This is a genomic window from Nitrincola nitratireducens (assembly GCF_000585235.1).
In the GTDB taxonomy this organism is placed as follows: domain Bacteria; phylum Pseudomonadota; class Gammaproteobacteria; order Pseudomonadales; family Balneatricaceae; genus Nitrincola; species Nitrincola alkalisediminis.
On the sequence record NZ_AONB01000004.1, the window covers coordinates 124,665 to 141,293 of the forward strand.

A 16,629-nucleotide genomic window follows, 5' to 3' on the forward strand; every position below is an offset into this window, starting at 1 on the left:
CTTGTAATCCATACAGGCGGTCCTTTTCAAGGACAAGATTACCGTGTTGCACGCGCCTGCATAGATTTAGGCAGCCATTACATCGATTTAGCGGATGACCGTCGTTTTGTCTGCGATATCACTTCACTTCATGAGCAAGCGTGTGCTCAAAATGTACTGATTGTCTCAGGAGCAAGTTCAGTGCCTGGGCTTTCTTCTGTGGTTGTAGATCATTTTGCTCAGCAGTTTTCAACACTTGAAGAAATCGATAATGGACGCTATGTGCTGAGAAGGGGATAGGGCCCTATATACCTACGCTTTCGGCAATCATTCTTGCATATTTTGAGTGCTGTGGTGGTTGCTGGAACGGGAGCAGGTATTGCCTTTTTTATGTTTATGGCAAACCGTTCTTCGAATGTAACTGCAATAGCGGTCACAGCACGCCATGTGGTTTTGGCGGATTGGATCTTTACGACGCCAGCCGTTTTACTGCATATTCACAGGCATCACGTCAGAGTTCTTTGCCAAAGAAATCGGTTACGAAGTGTTGGCATATGGTGGGATTGTCGGTGCGTTAGCTGATATCAGTATTTTGTCTGGTAGCGTTCTAGATATTCTGATTGGTATTTGGTTGCTGCTTGGCAAAAAGCTGAAGCGTTGCTTCCAGCTGCAAATGATCGTGATTGTAACGTACACACTGTTATTAACGGCTATCGATCCAAGCCTTTGGCTTCATCCGTTTGGTCCACTGACAAAAAACGTACCGATACTTGTGATGATTTATGGTTTATACAAACATGAGTGCTCAAGGCTGGGACAAGTAGAGAGAGTTAGGAGCTAAGATGTTTGCACATATTTTTGTGCGATCTGCTTATATCGTCAGGCTTCAGTTTTTACCGCCCAAATACGACGTAAAGTGAGAGATTTTTCACTTAGTTTCACTCTATATATAGTTTCGTATAATATATATTATGTTAAATTTACTATATTGGATTGGGGGGGCGTGCTGCTTATTTGTGTAGTTTCCGGTTCAACTCTGAATTAATTCAGCTCTATCGGAAACTTTCGCTCTTTCTGCTGGCGTATCTGGCTTGGTCCTCTGAAGAACATCTAGATGCTCTACTCTTGGCAGAATTTCTTACACGTGGATCAATATCTCGGCTTTGACAATTGGCCAGAGTAGATATGCAACTGACTGGAACTCAGTGTGGAAAAAACCAATAACCGATACACATGTCTAGCTGATGGTATGCGATTACGCTATACATGATTTTTTTATCCAACCAATCTCCTAACTTTCGTTCCAGTCCATAGGCCTCGATCTCAAAATCATAGCTAGTGATATCAGCTGCCCAAATTAGCTGGGCTGCTGGAAGCATGAGGGATGGATATTTCGTAATTCCTACTCTAAGACTTACGAGCATCTAACGCCACTTCGAATATAGTCGAATAGTGAATAAAATATGCTCTCAAGCTCACTCAAAGTGTCTGAGCGTCTCCCTTCCCTTTTACTCCTTCAATTACATATCGCTTATGTAGACAAAATGGCGTCATTCACATCTATGTTAATTTCTTTCCATCGTTTAACTAATGTTGCAACACATGGATTACCGGCAAGCTGGTTCATACGAACCCAATCAACATCCAGTAAATCAGCAAGTAGCTCAATGTCCAATTCACCTTTTAAGGTGTGCCATTGTCGGATGCTCGGCTGCCTCATTAACTGGGCTTTTGGAGAAGTTAATCCACCAACAACAAAATATCCCTTTTCCTTGTCGTACCATATGCGTTGAATGCCAGGTATGTTACTCATCCAGCGTTTGATATCATTTAAAGGCTTATCGAAGTATCGGGATAATAAGGTATCTAAACTACCACTTATTGATGTGTCTTTTTTCTTACCTCGCTTATCTAACCAACGCTGAATAACCTCTTTTTTCACCTGATAGTAAGTTACCTTTGCTTCATTTTTCTGATGAAAAAGGACTAATTGCTCCTGCCACAGTTCAACCAATTCGGGTAATTCACTTTCAAAGCGCATTGTTGCCTTTTGGCTGGACAACACACCATCATCACTCAACTCTTTGACAATATTGTGCAATACTTCAATATCAGGAAGCATCCAATCCATCAACGGATAAGGTTTCTGTTTCTTGGTTAAATCCGAAAACGCATCTTCCATACCTAGTGGCAGTACATTCGGTTGGTCATATGATGGATCTTGCATCATGATTGACACTTGTGCGTCCTCACCTCTACTCAAAACAAGTGTAATTCTTGCCGCAAATCGCCGTTGTTTATCAACTTCTGAACCGTAGTAATCCATTACGACATTCTGCCGATAACTATAAGGCCAATTCTCATTCATCAAATTTAGCAAGTCATCTACAGATGTTTCGAAATTGGACAGGTACTCATTCGCTTTCGAAGTCATATCAGAATCAGTGGGGTCGAAAGGAATCAATACAGGTCTGTCGTTTGAAACCGTAAATAAATAACCATCAGTAATGACGATGGTTGATTCGTTTAAGCAAGCGCGTTGCAATGGTAAAACCTGCGAAATAGGTCTATCAGAGTCAATCAGTAAACGTTTGAGCTCTAACTCTTTAAGAACCACTTCAAGCTTTCTAATAATCGCTTCTTTGTAATCCTTGGTATCCAATAAGTCGTTATTGTAGTTGTAATATCCACCTTCATATGCAACGTATAGCTTGATCGGATCGTCGTCTCTTTTTGACTCGATTAACAACCCTTTTTCAACTGGATCTCCAGTTACATCATGAGGGTTTACGTTGATATGTTGAACTGCACACCGTGCAACTAACGACTTCGTTAGTGGATAACGATCATCTTCAATACCTTTTTCCTGATCTAGCAGAATCAAAACACGATCCGAATGATCAAGCTTTATCCGTTCAAAGTCATTTGGCACAACACCATCCAGTAAATTCCACGAAACATCGACGCTTTTCAGTGCAATTAGCGATTTAAACAAGTCTAATATTTCTTCACAAGCAACAACGGCATTAACTCTTAGGTCTATCACCTTGATTTCACCGGATATCTCGATGCTTGGGAAAGATGACTTTGCCTTATTGGCTTTATGCTTTGTTTTCAACATCAGTGGTTGGAGATTTAAGGTTTTAGCTGAAAGTTCAAAACCATAGTCACGCGCAAAAAGGATAAACGCATCTTGCACTGGTTTTAACACCATAGGCCAACTTTGCTCAAACCTAGTTGGTGTAGAAAGATCCAGAAACGGACGCTGTTTCCGTGAATTTTTACTCTTTCCAATTTCTTTAAACAGTGTACCTCTCGGTTTTCTTTCATGGCCAGGATACCACCTGACGAGTACCTTATTTTTGTCATAGACCCATAGAGGCTTCTGAATGCGATCTATATCATCATCATTAGATAACGGTCTTAATGGAACATTGGTATAAAAGAGAGCAATTTCAGTGGTATTACCATCATTTAACTGCTGAGTTCTACAATCTAGGCTGATCGCATTGACACCGCCAGCCCAGCTATCTACTTTCAATAACGGACAACCTAAACTGTAAGCGCCTTTACAATGACCGCCAAAAGCCCGTAATGATCGCATCATTAGTCGAATCCACACAGGATTTAACACCGGTGAATATTCAACTCGAACGGGAGTAATAGGTTGCAACTCAGCGTCTACAATAGATGGAGGAATATCACTTGAACTTTGTAAAGCCACATAGAGACCAAACTGATTACCATTTTTTTTCATTAAATAGGCAAACTGCCGACTGTCTAGTTCAGCATCAATACGCTCTTCCCAGGCTTTCTTCTCTTTCCACTGATAGCTGTTATTGAGAAGTGGATAGTGATAAACAACAAATTTATTGGCTTTATCTGCATCAACCTCGCTATTCAAATAAACCAAATGAGACAGCGGCAACTTCCTCAAATCTTTATTTTTATCCATTAACCTTGCTCCCCCATACGCTGCCAAACTATTTTTGAAAACCACTTAAAGCCAGACGTCATTTGATATCCATCACTCATCAAACAACCTGGGAGAAACAGGATTGAAGCATTCTCAACTTTTACTGGCTCCAACATTCCAGAAAAGCCCGATAAGGAACAATCTTCACCAGTCAATAGGTTCGCGATAACCAAAATGGCATTTTCACCACGGATTTGTCGGATCTTTTCCAGCTTTTTAATTAATCCCAAAGGCGCAAATTCAGGATTCTTTCCTGAAGCAAGCCATTGCTCAAAGCCTTCATCTGACTGTTCCAGAGCAGCTATCGACCAAAATTTAGCATCAACAAAGACATCCGCGTTGGCTATCTCAAAATCATATAATTCAAACAGCTCATGGTTGTAGACGTCTTGTTTAGTGACTAGCTGCTTGTCATTCAGCAGTGCGCGAATACCTTCCTCACCAATACGCCCTTGTAAAATTCGTTGAATCACAACGGGATGAAACGCAAATTGCTCTTCAATGTCATTGGCATACGGCTGAAACGATGTTCGAAAACCTTTACGATTAAACCAATCCGAAATAGCAGGTTGCCGGTTAACAACCTCATAAAGCGTCTGTGGGTTATACTTAATCAATCCCGCTGCACGCTTTTCAAAGAACTGCCAACTTTTGGGGTCGTACCATATTTCACCAGTAACCTTTGTTTCCTTGGGCCGTTCAAAGCACGCCCAACGACACAAAGGCTCAGTAATGCCAAACGTGTTGTTATGCGGCATCCATTGGAGATCATGCTGCAATACAGCGCGGCCTAGTTCATGCCAAAGCACTGAAATATCTTCGATACAACCCTTACCTTGTCGTACATCTCGGATAGCGGAAACTAACTTGTTATCAATAATATCTACCGCAGCAGCGCCATCTTGGGATCGCGTTTTCAACAGGGTAAAAAAGTTGGAAACCGATGCATCTTCGGAATGAGTAAGATCATCAATCAGCTGATTATTAAGGTTTGAAACCCAATTTCGGTTGTTAGTACAAACGGTTAATTGGCCGTAGTTGCGAAGATGGCCTGCTAAATCATCGCTTAAATGAATGGCGACATGGGGCACATACGTCCAAGCACGTTCAATACGACCAACTTGCTGCTGCACGTCAGCAGCAAGATTCTTAACGTAGTCATTTGTCCCTTTATAGAGCTTGTTTAGCTCCTGGATTTTAGCGACTGAGTTATTCATTAACGGCATAATAAATTGCCGCTGCTGCTTGCGTGAAAACTCTGAACGTCTGACTAATTTTTCTAAGTTTCTGAGCTGAAAGCCAGCATGAGACATTTCATCATCAGCGTCATTGCTATCCCATGGTGAAAAGTAAAAGTGCTTACTTTCAATAATAAACAGTGACGTCAGATCCATCTGTCCTTGAGAGTTGGGCAAGGAGTAGTCCAAATTGATGCCATTGGTAGCGGATGCAGTTTGTGTCATTACCACCACGGTGCGGCCAGAGTCGAACGCCGCTTGATAGGCGCGCTCAAATCCTTCTCGCTTTTGTGCTTCAGCATTGAGCAAGCAAATCATCATGGGCTTACCGTTGACAGCCAAAGTAATAAACACATCGTCAAAAGAAGACAATACGCCAGTGGTTAAACGCTCCATTTCAAGCCAATCCGCGCTGATCCTACTGTTTTCTGCGGTATCACTTATCAACCACTTCCGAAGGTATTTGACTGAGTTAACAAAGGCCAGGTGTCCTTTATGTTGTGGCTCATTCGCTGCCAAATGCAGAACGTGCAGTAATTTAAACAACACAGACTGACGGTATTCATACTTGTAATCAGAGTGCTCAGCCTCAAAAAATGCAGCGTTCAAATGCAGTTTTGCCTCCTGAAAAACTGGCGCATTGATAGCATCATCAAAGTCATGAATCGTGGTTTTCAGTGTCGAGCGACGCTTTTCAGATTTGTCTTTAACCAACGAGCGGATCACCGCCATTTGTAACTGCTTATCCTCGTCAGTTTGTAAATATGGAATCGGCTTCTTAAACCAATCTTCGGGGCGCTGCTCAAAGCTATCGCCCAAAAAACTCTCGGTACATTGTGGATTGCGGGCCTGAGCCACGTAACGCAAAGCGCTTTCAATCCAGCGTATATCGAAATGACCAATCCCCCTTTCGATATAAGAGGTTGCGGATAGTGCAAAAACGATGTTTCGACTCGATAACGAAACCATTAACCCTTCTGGTGTTGTCGGCAATAGTGCGCGTTTAATCTTGATCCTCAACGGGTCAATATCCGCTTCAGCTTCATCAGTGGTTAATAGCCAGGTTGTTAGGCCAAACATATTTGTCTGAGTATTAGGCAATCGGTTTGATTTACTGAGCTCTTCTAACTCAGGCAAGCTAGTGCGAGGCAAGGAGAACAGTGATAAACTGGGTAACGCTGTGCTGTAGTAGGATGGTCGATAGTCATTCGCAGGATCAAACAGCAATCGGTTTAGCCGAACGAGATACTCATAGGCTTCGGACTCATCGGTTGCGAACTGCGACAGCAATAAACTGAAGCGTCTGATATATTTCTCCATCACACGCAAAAAATCACCGACATCAATTAATTCTTCATCGCTTTGCCCATAACTTTTCACTTCAAAGCCATGAGGTTTTTGCTGTAACTGCAAAGGCTCACTGGTTACTAAGTGATCTGAGCGAAACAGATATTTCTTTTCGAACGGAACACCTAATTCATACTGTTTTAAGGGCATTACCAGCGCCCTAGACTGATTCAGATCGACCCCTTTGCTGGTCAAATCCTCCTCTAACTCCGCAATAAGCTGTTTAAGCTCACTGTAAAGCTCAGGTATAGGTTCAGCAGTAACAAACTGCATTCGCGCTAATAGGCGCTTACCCCCTTCAAGTAATTGACCAATACACTCAGGCGGCTCTTGAACCATTTGGGATTGTGCGAGTAATGTTTGTAAAATGTCGGCTTGGTAATCAAACTCATCAACAAATATCACCTTACCGGCCAGTTGTCCGCTCGACATTCTGACTTTCTGTTTACCGTCGTAAAAGGAAGCGAACAGCTTCTGCGTCGTTAACACCAGCAAATGTTGCTTATCATCGTGCCAAGCAATTGCTGGGAAAATTCGACGCACCCATTTATTTTCTCTATATAAACGAAGCTTTTCTTTTGCTTGTTCTGTGAGTTCATGCGTCTTGCCATGGTGCTTACTGGCATACTTCACTGCCTTCTCTAAGGATGACATACCCCCAAGTAGCGTGCGCTCGACAAAGCCACACAGTTTTCTTAGTTCCTGCTCTTCTCGTTCGAGTAAGACGCCCATCGAATCAGGATTTTTCTTTTTGTACTGAACATTACGGGCAATGGCCGCAACGTTGTGGCAAGCACGAACGAGAGCCTCTTTATCAGCATTAGAACGAAACACTCCTAAACCATGGATGTCCTCAATGGCCTTATAAGGATCGGGCAAGTCAGACTTTTGAACGCCTTGTTCATGTGGCAGTGCCCTTTGAGAAACCGCACTAACGACAGTTTCATCCTGAGCATAAAGGATACTAACGAGCAGTGGATTACCTGAACTGTCTTTTGCACTCGTGGCACTTTCATAAATGTCATGCAGGATGTTCCAGCGATGGGTGACCAATATGGCCTGCAACCCTTTGGATTTTATAAATTCAAGGCTCGCTGGAATTTTCCCGTCTGGGCTACGATACAGAGAACTGCTTTTACCACCGCCTGTGGGGCCTTGTAACTGGCAAAAGCCAGCAATAGCCTTTTCGTTCTTTGCATTAGCCGATAGAGCAAGTGCCTGTTCAATCGTATGCGCAATAATTTGATTATAAGAAGTCGGTATTGGCTGACTCATCTAAATCCTCGTTAACTTGATATTCCTTTTGAGTTTCGCCCCTTTTTTAAAAGGGGCGACAAGGTTGGAGACAACTCAACACCAACAAATGATTCATTAATTCAATTCAGGCACGATCTCTTGTGACCAACTGTCTTCCATCAGCATTCTGAATGACATACCACACGACGCCACTTCCAATGTAAGTTCACCAGTATCTACCGCCGTCTTAACGTGCTCAGTTATGTGATCGGTTCCAGTGTTAACACCATAAGCAATCAAATGTGCAATGAGTTTGCTTATGGTGTCCTTACCTTTTGATGTTTTCGCTAGCATCCCAGAGATTAATGAGCATTTCTAATGATGACAGGCGCACCTTTCTATCTATGCTTTTTTACTGTGGCTTAAATTCATCAGATAAACAGACGCTGCTAATGCGAAAACCGATAAAGCCAAGTATATTGCATCCAGTGGAGTAGTAAACCGAATGTCTACCACTGCTCTGAAAAATTCGATTATCACTGCAAGAATCACTACCCGGACGATCTTATCCTTTAACTCATCAAATGTCTGGATATTGAATGGATGAGCGACTCCACTTTCTTCCGACTCATCTATCGGCGAAATGAATAGCCTGTATGACCCTGCACCAAACATCAGCAGAACGACCGCTACCAGATAAATATCAACGGCTAAGATGATATCGGTAATGATAAAGTCATGAATATCCTGGTCACTCGACCCAAGATAGTATTCAAATGTCATCCACGCCACTTTGAAAATATCCATGGTTCCAACGACGAAAAGCACCAATGATCCTAACAAGCTAGAAACAACTGCGATTAGAACCAGAAATCGTGAATTCCACAATATTTTTTCTAGAACAATTTCAACCTGCTTCAACGTCAAAAACCTTTATGTTTACTCAGCTTTTATAAGCTGATTAAGTTTATTTAAAATAACCAGCTGATAATGGCTGAATAGTTACAATCTTAAAACATTTTTACTATATGTTATAGCCTCACAGGAACATCAGTTGTTCCAGCTATTTAGCCATACGGTTAAAGCTTTGATTGATGATGTTTCGATAATGATCGCGTCTGCTTCCATACAGACCTCACTTAGCTGCTTATCTATCTTTAAATTCAGGCCATGCAGGCCGCTAATCAGCTGTACCGCCCCCTCTTCACCATAGAGTGAGTTTACGAACTCATTGATCACCATTTCAGTACCGACTGAATCCAGCTCTACTCTCAAGAAATTCTCAAAGGCTTTACGCAACTGAACGCTATTGGTGGCAAAGTCAGGATAAAAGCGATCTATATCGCCTGAGCACCTTTGATTTATAACGTACAGCTTTATAGCGAGGTAATAACCTAGATCTTCTACTATCCTATATCCATACTCAAACCCAACAATCCAGGTAAGGACAAAACCATGAAAATCGCTGTTGCTCAGACATCTCCAACGGCACTGACGGATACCGAGCTTTATGGCCTAGAAGCCTTATGCGAAGAAGCCGCTCAACAAGGAGCGGATATACTCGTAACCCCCGAAATGGGCTTAACAGGCTATGAGGCTCCTCTAGAAGCACTTTCGAGCCTAGCACTCTTTGTTGACGATGCAATATTACAAAAGGCCCGAACACTTGCAAAAACCTACCAGCTTGCCATCGTGCTTGGATATGCAGAGATGGATGAGCAAGGGCGCTTCTATAACTCGGCACAATTCATTTCGGCTGAAGGTAAATGCCTGCAAAATTATCGTAAAACCCATCTGTATGGTGACTTAGATAAAAGCCGTTTTTGTGCAGGATCTGAATTAATGGCACCCGTCACGTATCGAGATTTTAAAATAAGTTTAGCGATTTGCTACGATGTCGAGTTTCCGGAGCTTGTCCGCTGGCATCGATGCCAAGGTGCGGATCTGTTGCTTGTCCCAACGGCTAACATGCACCCTTTCACGACGGTCGCTACACACATGATACCCAGCCGCTCAATGGAAAATGGCATGGTGATCGCCTACGCTAATTACACAGGTTTAGGGCGTTCGATCGATTATTGCGGTAGATCCTCCATATGTGCTGCCGATGGTCAGTGTGTAGCAACGCTTGAAGATAGCACGGGCATGCTAATCGCAGATATCCAGCAAAAAGACATCGAAACGGCTCGTAGGCAAATGCCTTACCTTTCTGACCGACGTTTAGACCTATACTGATCTTGGAGATGAACCCATGGATGCCCCTTTTTCAATGTACGGCCCCGACTTTCCGTTTGCCTATGACCACTGGTTAAAGCACCCTGAGGGCTTGGGCAGGATACCGGTCAATCGTCATGGTGCCAAGGTAGCGATCATCGGGGCGGGCATAGCCGGCTTGGTGTGTGGATATGAGTTGATGCGCATGGGCCTTCGTCCGGTTTTTTATGAATCGGGGCAACTAGGAGGGCGTCTTCGCTCGGCATCGTTTGAGGGTGCAGAGCACATGATTGCAGAATTAGGCGGAATGCGCTTTCCAACCTCTTCACGCAGTTTTTATCACTATTTAGATTTGATGAATTTGAAGACAGCGCCATTCCCTAATCCCCTCACTCCCGCGGCTGGCTCAACCGTTATTGAGTTAGAGGGAGAGCGGTTTTATGCGAAAACGCTCTCGGATTTACCGCCTATTTTTCAAGAAGTCGCGCAGGCCTATGATTCTGCCTTAGAAGAAGGTGCTCACTTTAGTTCGCTTCAGGCCGCGATACAGCGTCGAGATCCAAATGCCATCAAAGCCATCTGGAATCCGTTGGTAAAGGCGTGGGATGAACGCACTTTTTATGATTTCATTACCACCTCCAAGGCATTTCGCCACTTGAGTTTTCGTCACCGTGAAATATTTGGCCAAGTCGGTTTTGGTACAGGGGGATGGGACTCAGACTTTTCAAACACTATGTTGGAAATCCTGCGCGTCAATGTGACTGCATGCGACACGGATCAACATTTAGTGATAGGGGGTGTTGAGCAGTTGCCAAAACGTTTGTGGTCTCATGAGCCTGAAGATCTATCCTATTGGCCAAATGGTACCTCCTTACAAAAGCTTAACCAAGGTGCACCAAGACCTGGGGCTGCAAAACTCTTTCGCGACCCTGAGGGTTTATACGTCACGGATCGTCGCGGTCATACAGACCGTTTTGATGCCATTGTATGCACGTGCCAGAGTTGGCTGTTAACCACGGCCATAGATACTCAAGAAAGTTTATTTAGTCAGCCTTTGTGGATGGCATTAGACCGAACACGTTATATGCAGTCCGCAAAAACCTTTGTCATGGTTGATCGCCCTTTCTGGAAAGATAGACACCCTGAAACGGGCGAAGATTTAATGTCGATGACGTTAACGGATCGCTTAACGCGAGGCACCTATTTATTTGATCACGGCCCTGATCAACCCGGTGTAATGTGTTTAAGCTATTCGTGGATGAGTGATGCGCTAAAGGTGTTACCGCTGGATGCCGAAAAACGGACGGAATTGGCACTGAGCGCGCTGTCTAAAATTTATCCCGATGTTGATATCAAGTCGCATATTCGCAGCAATCCAATAACCGTCAGCTGGGAAAATGATCCCAACTTTTTAGGTGCATTCAAAGGCGCTCTGCCTGGGCACTATCGCTATAACCACAGAATGTATGGACACTTTATGCAACAAACGCTCTCGCCGGATCATAAGGGTGTGTTTCTAGCAGGTGATGATATTAGTTGGACACCCGCATGGGCTGAAGGCGCTGTACAGACAGCGCTCAATGCCGTTTGGGGTGTGATGAACCATTTTGGCGGGCAGTCGTCTTTGGCAAACCCTGGCCCCGGAGATGTATATCCCGTATGGGGCCCAATTGACTTAGACGAACTGTCTTAGCGGGGGATTACTCCCCCATCACCACGCCCTCTCTCCGCGGATCAGCCCCGCTGAAATAACCAGATTCATCTTTTTGAATGGCTTGTAACCCACTGGTTAAATCACGTTCTACAACCTCATGGCCTTTAGCTTCTAGTTCATGGCGTATTTCATCTGGGAAGCGCTCTGCCTCAAGCAAGGTCGGCCCATTGAAACTAAGTGCATGGGGAAGACTGATTGCATCCTGTGCATTCAGCCCCCAATCGAGCATAGCAATCAAGGTTCGTGCAGTGTAATGAATAATTGCTGCACCGCCCGGTGATCCGAGGCTGGCGACAAACTCACCCGTCTCGCGATCAAAGACAAGTGTTGGACTCATGCTGGAACGAGGACGTTTACCTGGCTCGACGCGATTCGCGATGAGACGCCCCTGCTCATCTGTGGGCTGAAATGAAAAGTCAGTGAGCTCATTGTTGAGCAAATAGCCACCAGCAAGCCCTGTTCCTCCATCCACAAGCATTCTTGAGCCAAAGGCAGCCTCTATCGTGGTGGTCATTGCCAATGCATGGCCTTGCTGGTCGACAATACTAATATGGCTGGTACCGTATTCGGGTTGGTCTGGCATGCTGACAAAGCTCACCTCCCAAGCGCCGGGATTGCCAGCCTCAGCTCTTCCCATTGAAGACTCACCGATTAAGTTGGCACGCTGCGCCAAATAGTCGGGCGACACTAAGGACTCCCACTGATTGCCTGGTGCTGGCACGAAGTCTGGATCAGCAATATAAAGCGCGCGATCCGCAAAGCTTAAGCGCGAAGCTTCCGTAAAGTTATGCAGCCATTCGACACTGATCAGCTCATTCTCATATGCGGGCGTCATCATCGGCCGCTGCTCTAAAATACCGAGTATTTGCATAAGCGTTAGATGGCCTGATGAAGGCGGTGGAAAACCACAGACGCGATAGACTTTCCAATCGGTACAAATCGGGGCTCGCACAATGGGTTCATACGCAGACATATCATCTAGACTGATCGCACCAGCATAGGTTGGATGTTGCTGGACCTGCTCAACTAAATTAGAAGCTATCTCGCCTGTGTAGAAAGCGTCACTGCCCTGCTCTGCGAGTGTTTTAAAAATAGCGGCCAGAGCTGGATTTTGTAATTGATATCCAATTGGCAAGGGGGTTTGTTGCGCATCATAGTAAAAGGAGGCTGCTGCAGGATTGAGTTTCAGAGCGCTTTCATTGGCCAGCAGACCTTGTAGGCGAGGACTGACAGGAAAGCCTTGCTCAGCTAAGGTAATCGCAGGAATAAAAAGCTCAGCCCAAGGCAAATTACCGTGCTCTTTATGCGCTTGCTCAAGCATGCGCAACACACCCGGCACACCAACAGATAAGCCGCTGGCGGCTGCATCCATAAAGCTTAACGCATCTCCTGATTCCGTTAAAAACAGCTCGGGAGTGACCGCTGCGGGAGCCGTTTCTCGTCCATCATATGCCAGTACTTGTTCGCCATCAAAATACATTAAAAAAGCACCGCCCCCGATACCGCTGGATTGAGGCTCAACTAGGGTTAGCACCATTTGAACCGCAATTGCCGCATCTAAAGCCGATCCACCCGCCTTAATGATTTGATATCCTGCATCGGTTGCCAAGGGGTTTGCCGCTGCGACAGCGAAAGTCTTAGTTTTCCAGCCAGGCTTTTCCTGATAACCCGTAGCCGCTTCCGGCTGTATCGGAATTTGGTAACGAAGACCTGTATCAGCAACAAGACCTGATGCACTGAGCAAAAGACCGGTCAGAGCAAGTGTCTTGAATGGAAATCGTGCAGAAAATGAAGTAATTGGCATGCGTCTATCCTTTGATTGCAGAGGATCTTAATTTAAAAAATACAGAGATCCTGATGTATTGTCTTTGCGTAATCTAACAGATACTAACAAATCATGACGGAATCGCCAGAAGACAATGAATAAACTAAACCCTGAGAAGCTACTCAACAGCAAATGGACAGCGGTATCACCTCAAAATAAAGAAAAACACTTTATAGTTATTGAATTAGTCCGCGATGAAAATGAACGGGTACACGCCTGTGTGCTTGAAGCCGTGATGACTAAAAACACCTACCCTATGCCCTGGCAAAGCTTGAAGAACCATGACATATGGCAGCTTGGCTGGAAATAACTCCAGCCTACACCCTAAAGCGCGCCATTAACTGACGTAGATGCGATGAAAGCTCGGTCATCTGCTGACTGGCTGCAACAACTTGATTTGCACTTTTTGAAGTTGAGTCTCCAAACTGATTTATGAAAACCAGGTTTTGATCAATGGTTGAAGCGACCTTGGCCTGCTCTGTTGCCGCACTCGAAATTTGTTCATTCATTTCCACAATGGTATGAACTGAGTTGGCAATGTTCTGGAGTGCGCCTCCAACTTGTGAAGACTCTTGAACGGTGTTGCGTGCTAACTCCTGGCTTTTGATCATTGCCTTTACCGATTGATCAACACTGCTCATCAAACTACTCACCATCAGTTCGATATCTTCAACGGATTGATGTGTTCGATGTGCGAGTGTCCGAACCTCATCCGCAACAACAGCAAAGCCCCGCCCATGATCACCCGCACGCGCAGCCTCAATCGCCGCATTTAATGCCAGTAGATTGGTTTGTTCAGCAACGCTTTTGATGACTTCTAACACTTGAGTAATTTTATAGCTGTCCGCCGCGAACTGATTAATGACCTGTACTGACACCTCAATCTCATGCGCCAGGGTTTTGACTTCGTTCAGGACTTGAGTAACTTGTTGGTAGCCTTGCTGAGTGTGCGTGTCGGCTTCGAGCGTTGATGCCAATGCTTTTTGCCCATAGGTAGACACCTCCTCAACGGAATGTGCCATCTCATTCATGGCAACGGCCACTAACTCAGTCTGCTTTTGTTGCTCTTGCATGGCGATATGACTGTCAATTGAGATCTCAGCTACTTTGGATGCTTGATGATCCACTTCGTCGGCTGTTTTCTGAACGGCTTGGATCAGCTGATGAACGTGATCAATCATTCGATTAAACTCATTTGTAATCTCACTCATTTCATCCCGTGTTTGACTGCAGATACGCGTGGTCATGTCCCCCTCCGCCATGCGGTGAGTGGCTTGCCAAATATGTCGTATTGACTCTTTAACAGAGCGATAAAAGCCCGCATAAAGATACAAGATCAATAGCAGTAATAGACTCAAGCTGAAAAGCACGGTACGTAATTGACTGGTTAAGCTCTTGGATCGTTGCTCAAGAATACGATCAACTTGTGGAAGTAATACATTATAAGATGAGACTAAAGCATTAATCTCTTTAGAAATTAAATTGAAGTACTCCTGCCAATTCATTGATAAAGACATCGCTGAAATAATATGCTCATCCATATGTTCTCTTGCTGTCAAAGAGGCTGATTTCAGCTCACTCGACAGAGCGACATCTGGTAAATTGATTAAACGGGCTGATCGTTCAAAGTTATTTTGAGCTTCTGAAAGATCGTCATAGATTAGGTTGAGGCGATCACTTAGGCTGGATTCTAAAAAATCACCCTGAAGCGCATACATACCAAAGCTGCGCACTTGACCTAATAAATTTAGCAAGGTTGGTAGGTCGCGCATTAATAGTTCTAGCACATGCGCAATGTTTTCATCATGCTCCTTATTCAATCCGCTTCGCTGAACGATGTTGCGTTGCGCTCTGAATAACTCATTAACTAGATTTTGATGGGCGGCAAACTGTGCTTCTATCGCTCCTTGATGACTCACTTCATTGGAAAAATATTGCCAAATAGTGTCGCTGTTAGGCTCCAAATGGGCTTGATAGAGTTGAATTAAGTGCCGTAGCTTCGCCTCTTCTTGATTGGAGAATGCAAGAAGTGAAGCATCATCTCGAAAATAAGTAACGGATTTTATATCGCGGTGTAACATGGCCGCTTGAAGTATTTCGTTTAGAATAATGAGGTCATTGACCCCTTGGCGCTGATGGCGTGCTTGTTGTATTTCAGCAATGTCACTTTCAATCCATACATACGTCGTGATGGAGAGTGGCAACAGGAACAGCACACTCATCAACCAAAACTTGTTCTTATAGTTAAGTTGATTCATCAGGACTACAGCAGGCGTTAAAATACCTCTGATCATTTGTTTCAGCCTATTCATTTTTATTATTCAAAAAATAAGCTTAACTAACCCTGCTTTTATAAAACATAACGTAAATGTTCAATTTTTATGTTTGCCCGATGCTAATTGTTACTTATGCGCATGGGGTTAATTTGCAAAGTCTATCGACAAAAAAAGTCGCCAGTCATCCGGCCCAGCCGATGGAGACCGATGAACGAGACCCTGCCCTTCGTTTTCAAACCAACCTTCTCCCTTTAAAAGAGCAATCTGACCCGGCTCTAATGACTCCCAAGCAGGTTCATATGTTTTGTCTTGACGCCAACTTAGTGTTTGGGACTGATTTAACCACTCTGTTCCTTTACCTTTGAGCGTTGCGACCAATCGACAAGGCACTTTATCCGTGTGAAATTTGGGACACATTGCGTTTTCCAGCACCCCCATGCGAAAGCCAATTCGTTCTAATTCAAAAAGATAGGCAAACATTTCAGCTATGGTTTGAATTTCATTTATAAAAACGGGCCGTGCCTCTGAGTTAGGCAGCGCAGATGCCAGATATTCACTAAGCTCTAATGGGGCTATGACCTGTCTAAGTGACAGATTGCCTGCTCCTTGCCTTAAGGTCAGTGCATACTCCAGAACGTCTTGACTGAACTGAGGGTTCCAAATGCATATCTGCGTGTCTGGATTGTATATCTCGGATAACACTGATGCGTCGGTTCCCGATACGGCGTAACGAGAAAAAGTAAGATTCTGTTCTAAAAGCATTTTTTATTGTCTCTGATAATGTTGTTTTTGTTATAGTATAACATACTAAATAAAAAGCCAAA

General features: G+C 44.2%; 12 protein-coding genes. 5 read left to right on the forward strand and 7 right to left on the reverse strand.

Features of this window, described 5'->3' with window-relative positions; translation table 11 throughout:
* Window positions 1-369 precede the first annotated feature (369 nt).
* Window positions 370-561, forward strand: a complete 192-nt coding sequence (locus tag D791_RS20740; protein ID WP_237748537.1) for a DUF2269 family protein — start codon at window positions 370-372, stop codon at window positions 559-561.
* Window positions 485-820 (forward strand): DoxX-like family protein, encoded by a 336-nt coding sequence (locus D791_RS05855; RefSeq protein ID WP_237748538.1) that lies wholly within the window; start codon window positions 485-487, stop codon window positions 818-820. The genes D791_RS20740 and D791_RS05855 overlap by 77 nt, the downstream gene beginning before the upstream one ends.
* Window positions 821-1,510: 690 nt before the next feature.
* Here the strand turns inward: D791_RS05855 and D791_RS05865 are convergent.
* The 4 genes from D791_RS05865 to D791_RS05885 form a co-directional block, all read right to left on the reverse strand.
* On the reverse strand, window positions 1,511-3,934 hold the full coding sequence (locus tag D791_RS05865; protein WP_036509001.1) for a hypothetical protein: 2,424 nt from the start codon (window positions 3,932-3,934) through the stop codon (window positions 1,511-1,513).
* On the reverse strand, window positions 3,934-7,815 hold the full coding sequence (locus D791_RS05870) for a hypothetical protein (RefSeq protein WP_036509005.1): 3,882 nt from the start codon (window positions 7,813-7,815) through the stop codon (window positions 3,934-3,936). The genes D791_RS05865 and D791_RS05870 overlap by 1 nt, the downstream gene beginning before the upstream one ends.
* A gap of 363 nt (window positions 7,816-8,178) precedes the next feature.
* Window positions 8,179-8,697, reverse strand: a complete 519-nt coding sequence (locus tag D791_RS05880; RefSeq protein WP_036509010.1) for a YqhA family protein — start codon at window positions 8,695-8,697, stop codon at window positions 8,179-8,181.
* 129 nt (window positions 8,698-8,826) lie between these two features.
* A complete protein-coding gene (locus tag D791_RS05885; protein WP_036509013.1) occupies window positions 8,827-9,051 on the reverse strand; it encodes a hypothetical protein in 225 nt (74 codons plus the stop codon).
* 180 nt (window positions 9,052-9,231) lie between these two features.
* Between D791_RS05885 and D791_RS05890 the strand changes: the two genes are divergently transcribed.
* A complete protein-coding gene (locus tag D791_RS05890) occupies window positions 9,232-10,011 on the forward strand; it encodes a carbon-nitrogen hydrolase family protein (protein ID WP_036509015.1) in 780 nt (259 codons plus the stop codon).
* 16 nt (window positions 10,012-10,027) lie between these two features.
* Complete coding sequence (locus D791_RS05895) at window positions 10,028-11,683, forward strand: flavin monoamine oxidase family protein (protein WP_036509018.1); 1,656 nt, start codon at window positions 10,028-10,030, stop codon at window positions 11,681-11,683.
* 7 nt (window positions 11,684-11,690) lie between these two features.
* Here the strand turns inward: D791_RS05895 and ggt are convergent, their stop codons facing one another.
* The gene (ggt, locus tag D791_RS05900; RefSeq protein ID WP_036509021.1) at window positions 11,691-13,508 is read right to left on the reverse strand and encodes a gamma-glutamyltransferase; all 1,818 of its coding nucleotides are present in this window, start codon (window positions 13,506-13,508) and stop codon (window positions 11,691-11,693) included.
* A gap of 115 nt (window positions 13,509-13,623) precedes the next feature.
* Between ggt and D791_RS05905 the strand changes: the two genes are divergently transcribed.
* A complete protein-coding gene (locus tag D791_RS05905; protein ID WP_036509026.1) occupies window positions 13,624-13,839 on the forward strand; it encodes a TIGR02450 family Trp-rich protein in 216 nt (71 codons plus the stop codon).
* Between the two features lie 7 nt (window positions 13,840-13,846).
* Here D791_RS05905 and D791_RS05910 read toward each other — a convergent pair whose 3' ends face one another.
* Both D791_RS05910 and D791_RS05915 read right to left on the reverse strand, forming a co-directional pair.
* Window positions 13,847-15,823: a methyl-accepting chemotaxis protein gene (locus D791_RS05910; protein ID WP_036509029.1), complete on the reverse strand. Its 1,977-nt coding sequence runs from the start codon at window positions 15,821-15,823 to the stop codon at window positions 13,847-13,849.
* Between the two features lie 126 nt (window positions 15,824-15,949).
* On the reverse strand, window positions 15,950-16,567 hold the full coding sequence (locus D791_RS05915) for a DUF1826 domain-containing protein (RefSeq protein WP_036509034.1): 618 nt from the start codon (window positions 16,565-16,567) through the stop codon (window positions 15,950-15,952).
* Window positions 16,568-16,629 lie beyond the last annotated feature (62 nt).

Bases quoted from the DNA above. Each gene is read 5' to 3' on its own strand.
- D791_RS20740 (WP_237748537.1), top strand. From the start codon at position 370: ATGTTTATGGCAAACCGTTCTTCGAATGTAACTGCAATAGCGGTCACA.
- D791_RS05865 (WP_036509001.1), bottom strand. From the start codon at position 3,934: ATGGATAAAAATAAAGATTTGAGGAAGTTGCCGCTGTCTCATTTGGTT.
- D791_RS05870 (WP_036509005.1), bottom strand. From the start codon at position 7,815: ATGAGTCAGCCAATACCGACTTCTTATAATCAAATTATTGCGCATACG.
- D791_RS05890 (WP_036509015.1), top strand. From the start codon at position 9,232: ATGAAAATCGCTGTTGCTCAGACATCTCCAACGGCACTGACGGATACC.
- D791_RS05895 (WP_036509018.1), top strand. From the start codon at position 10,028: ATGGATGCCCCTTTTTCAATGTACGGCCCCGACTTTCCGTTTGCCTAT.
- ggt (WP_036509021.1), bottom strand. From the start codon at position 13,508: ATGCCAATTACTTCATTTTCTGCACGATTTCCATTCAAGACACTTGCT.
- D791_RS05905 (WP_036509026.1), top strand. From the start codon at position 13,624: ATGAATAAACTAAACCCTGAGAAGCTACTCAACAGCAAATGGACAGCG.
- D791_RS05910 (WP_036509029.1), bottom strand. From the start codon at position 15,823: ATGATCAGAGGTATTTTAACGCCTGCTGTAGTCCTGATGAATCAACTT.
- D791_RS05915 (WP_036509034.1), bottom strand. From the start codon at position 16,567: ATGCTTTTAGAACAGAATCTTACTTTTTCTCGTTACGCCGTATCGGGA.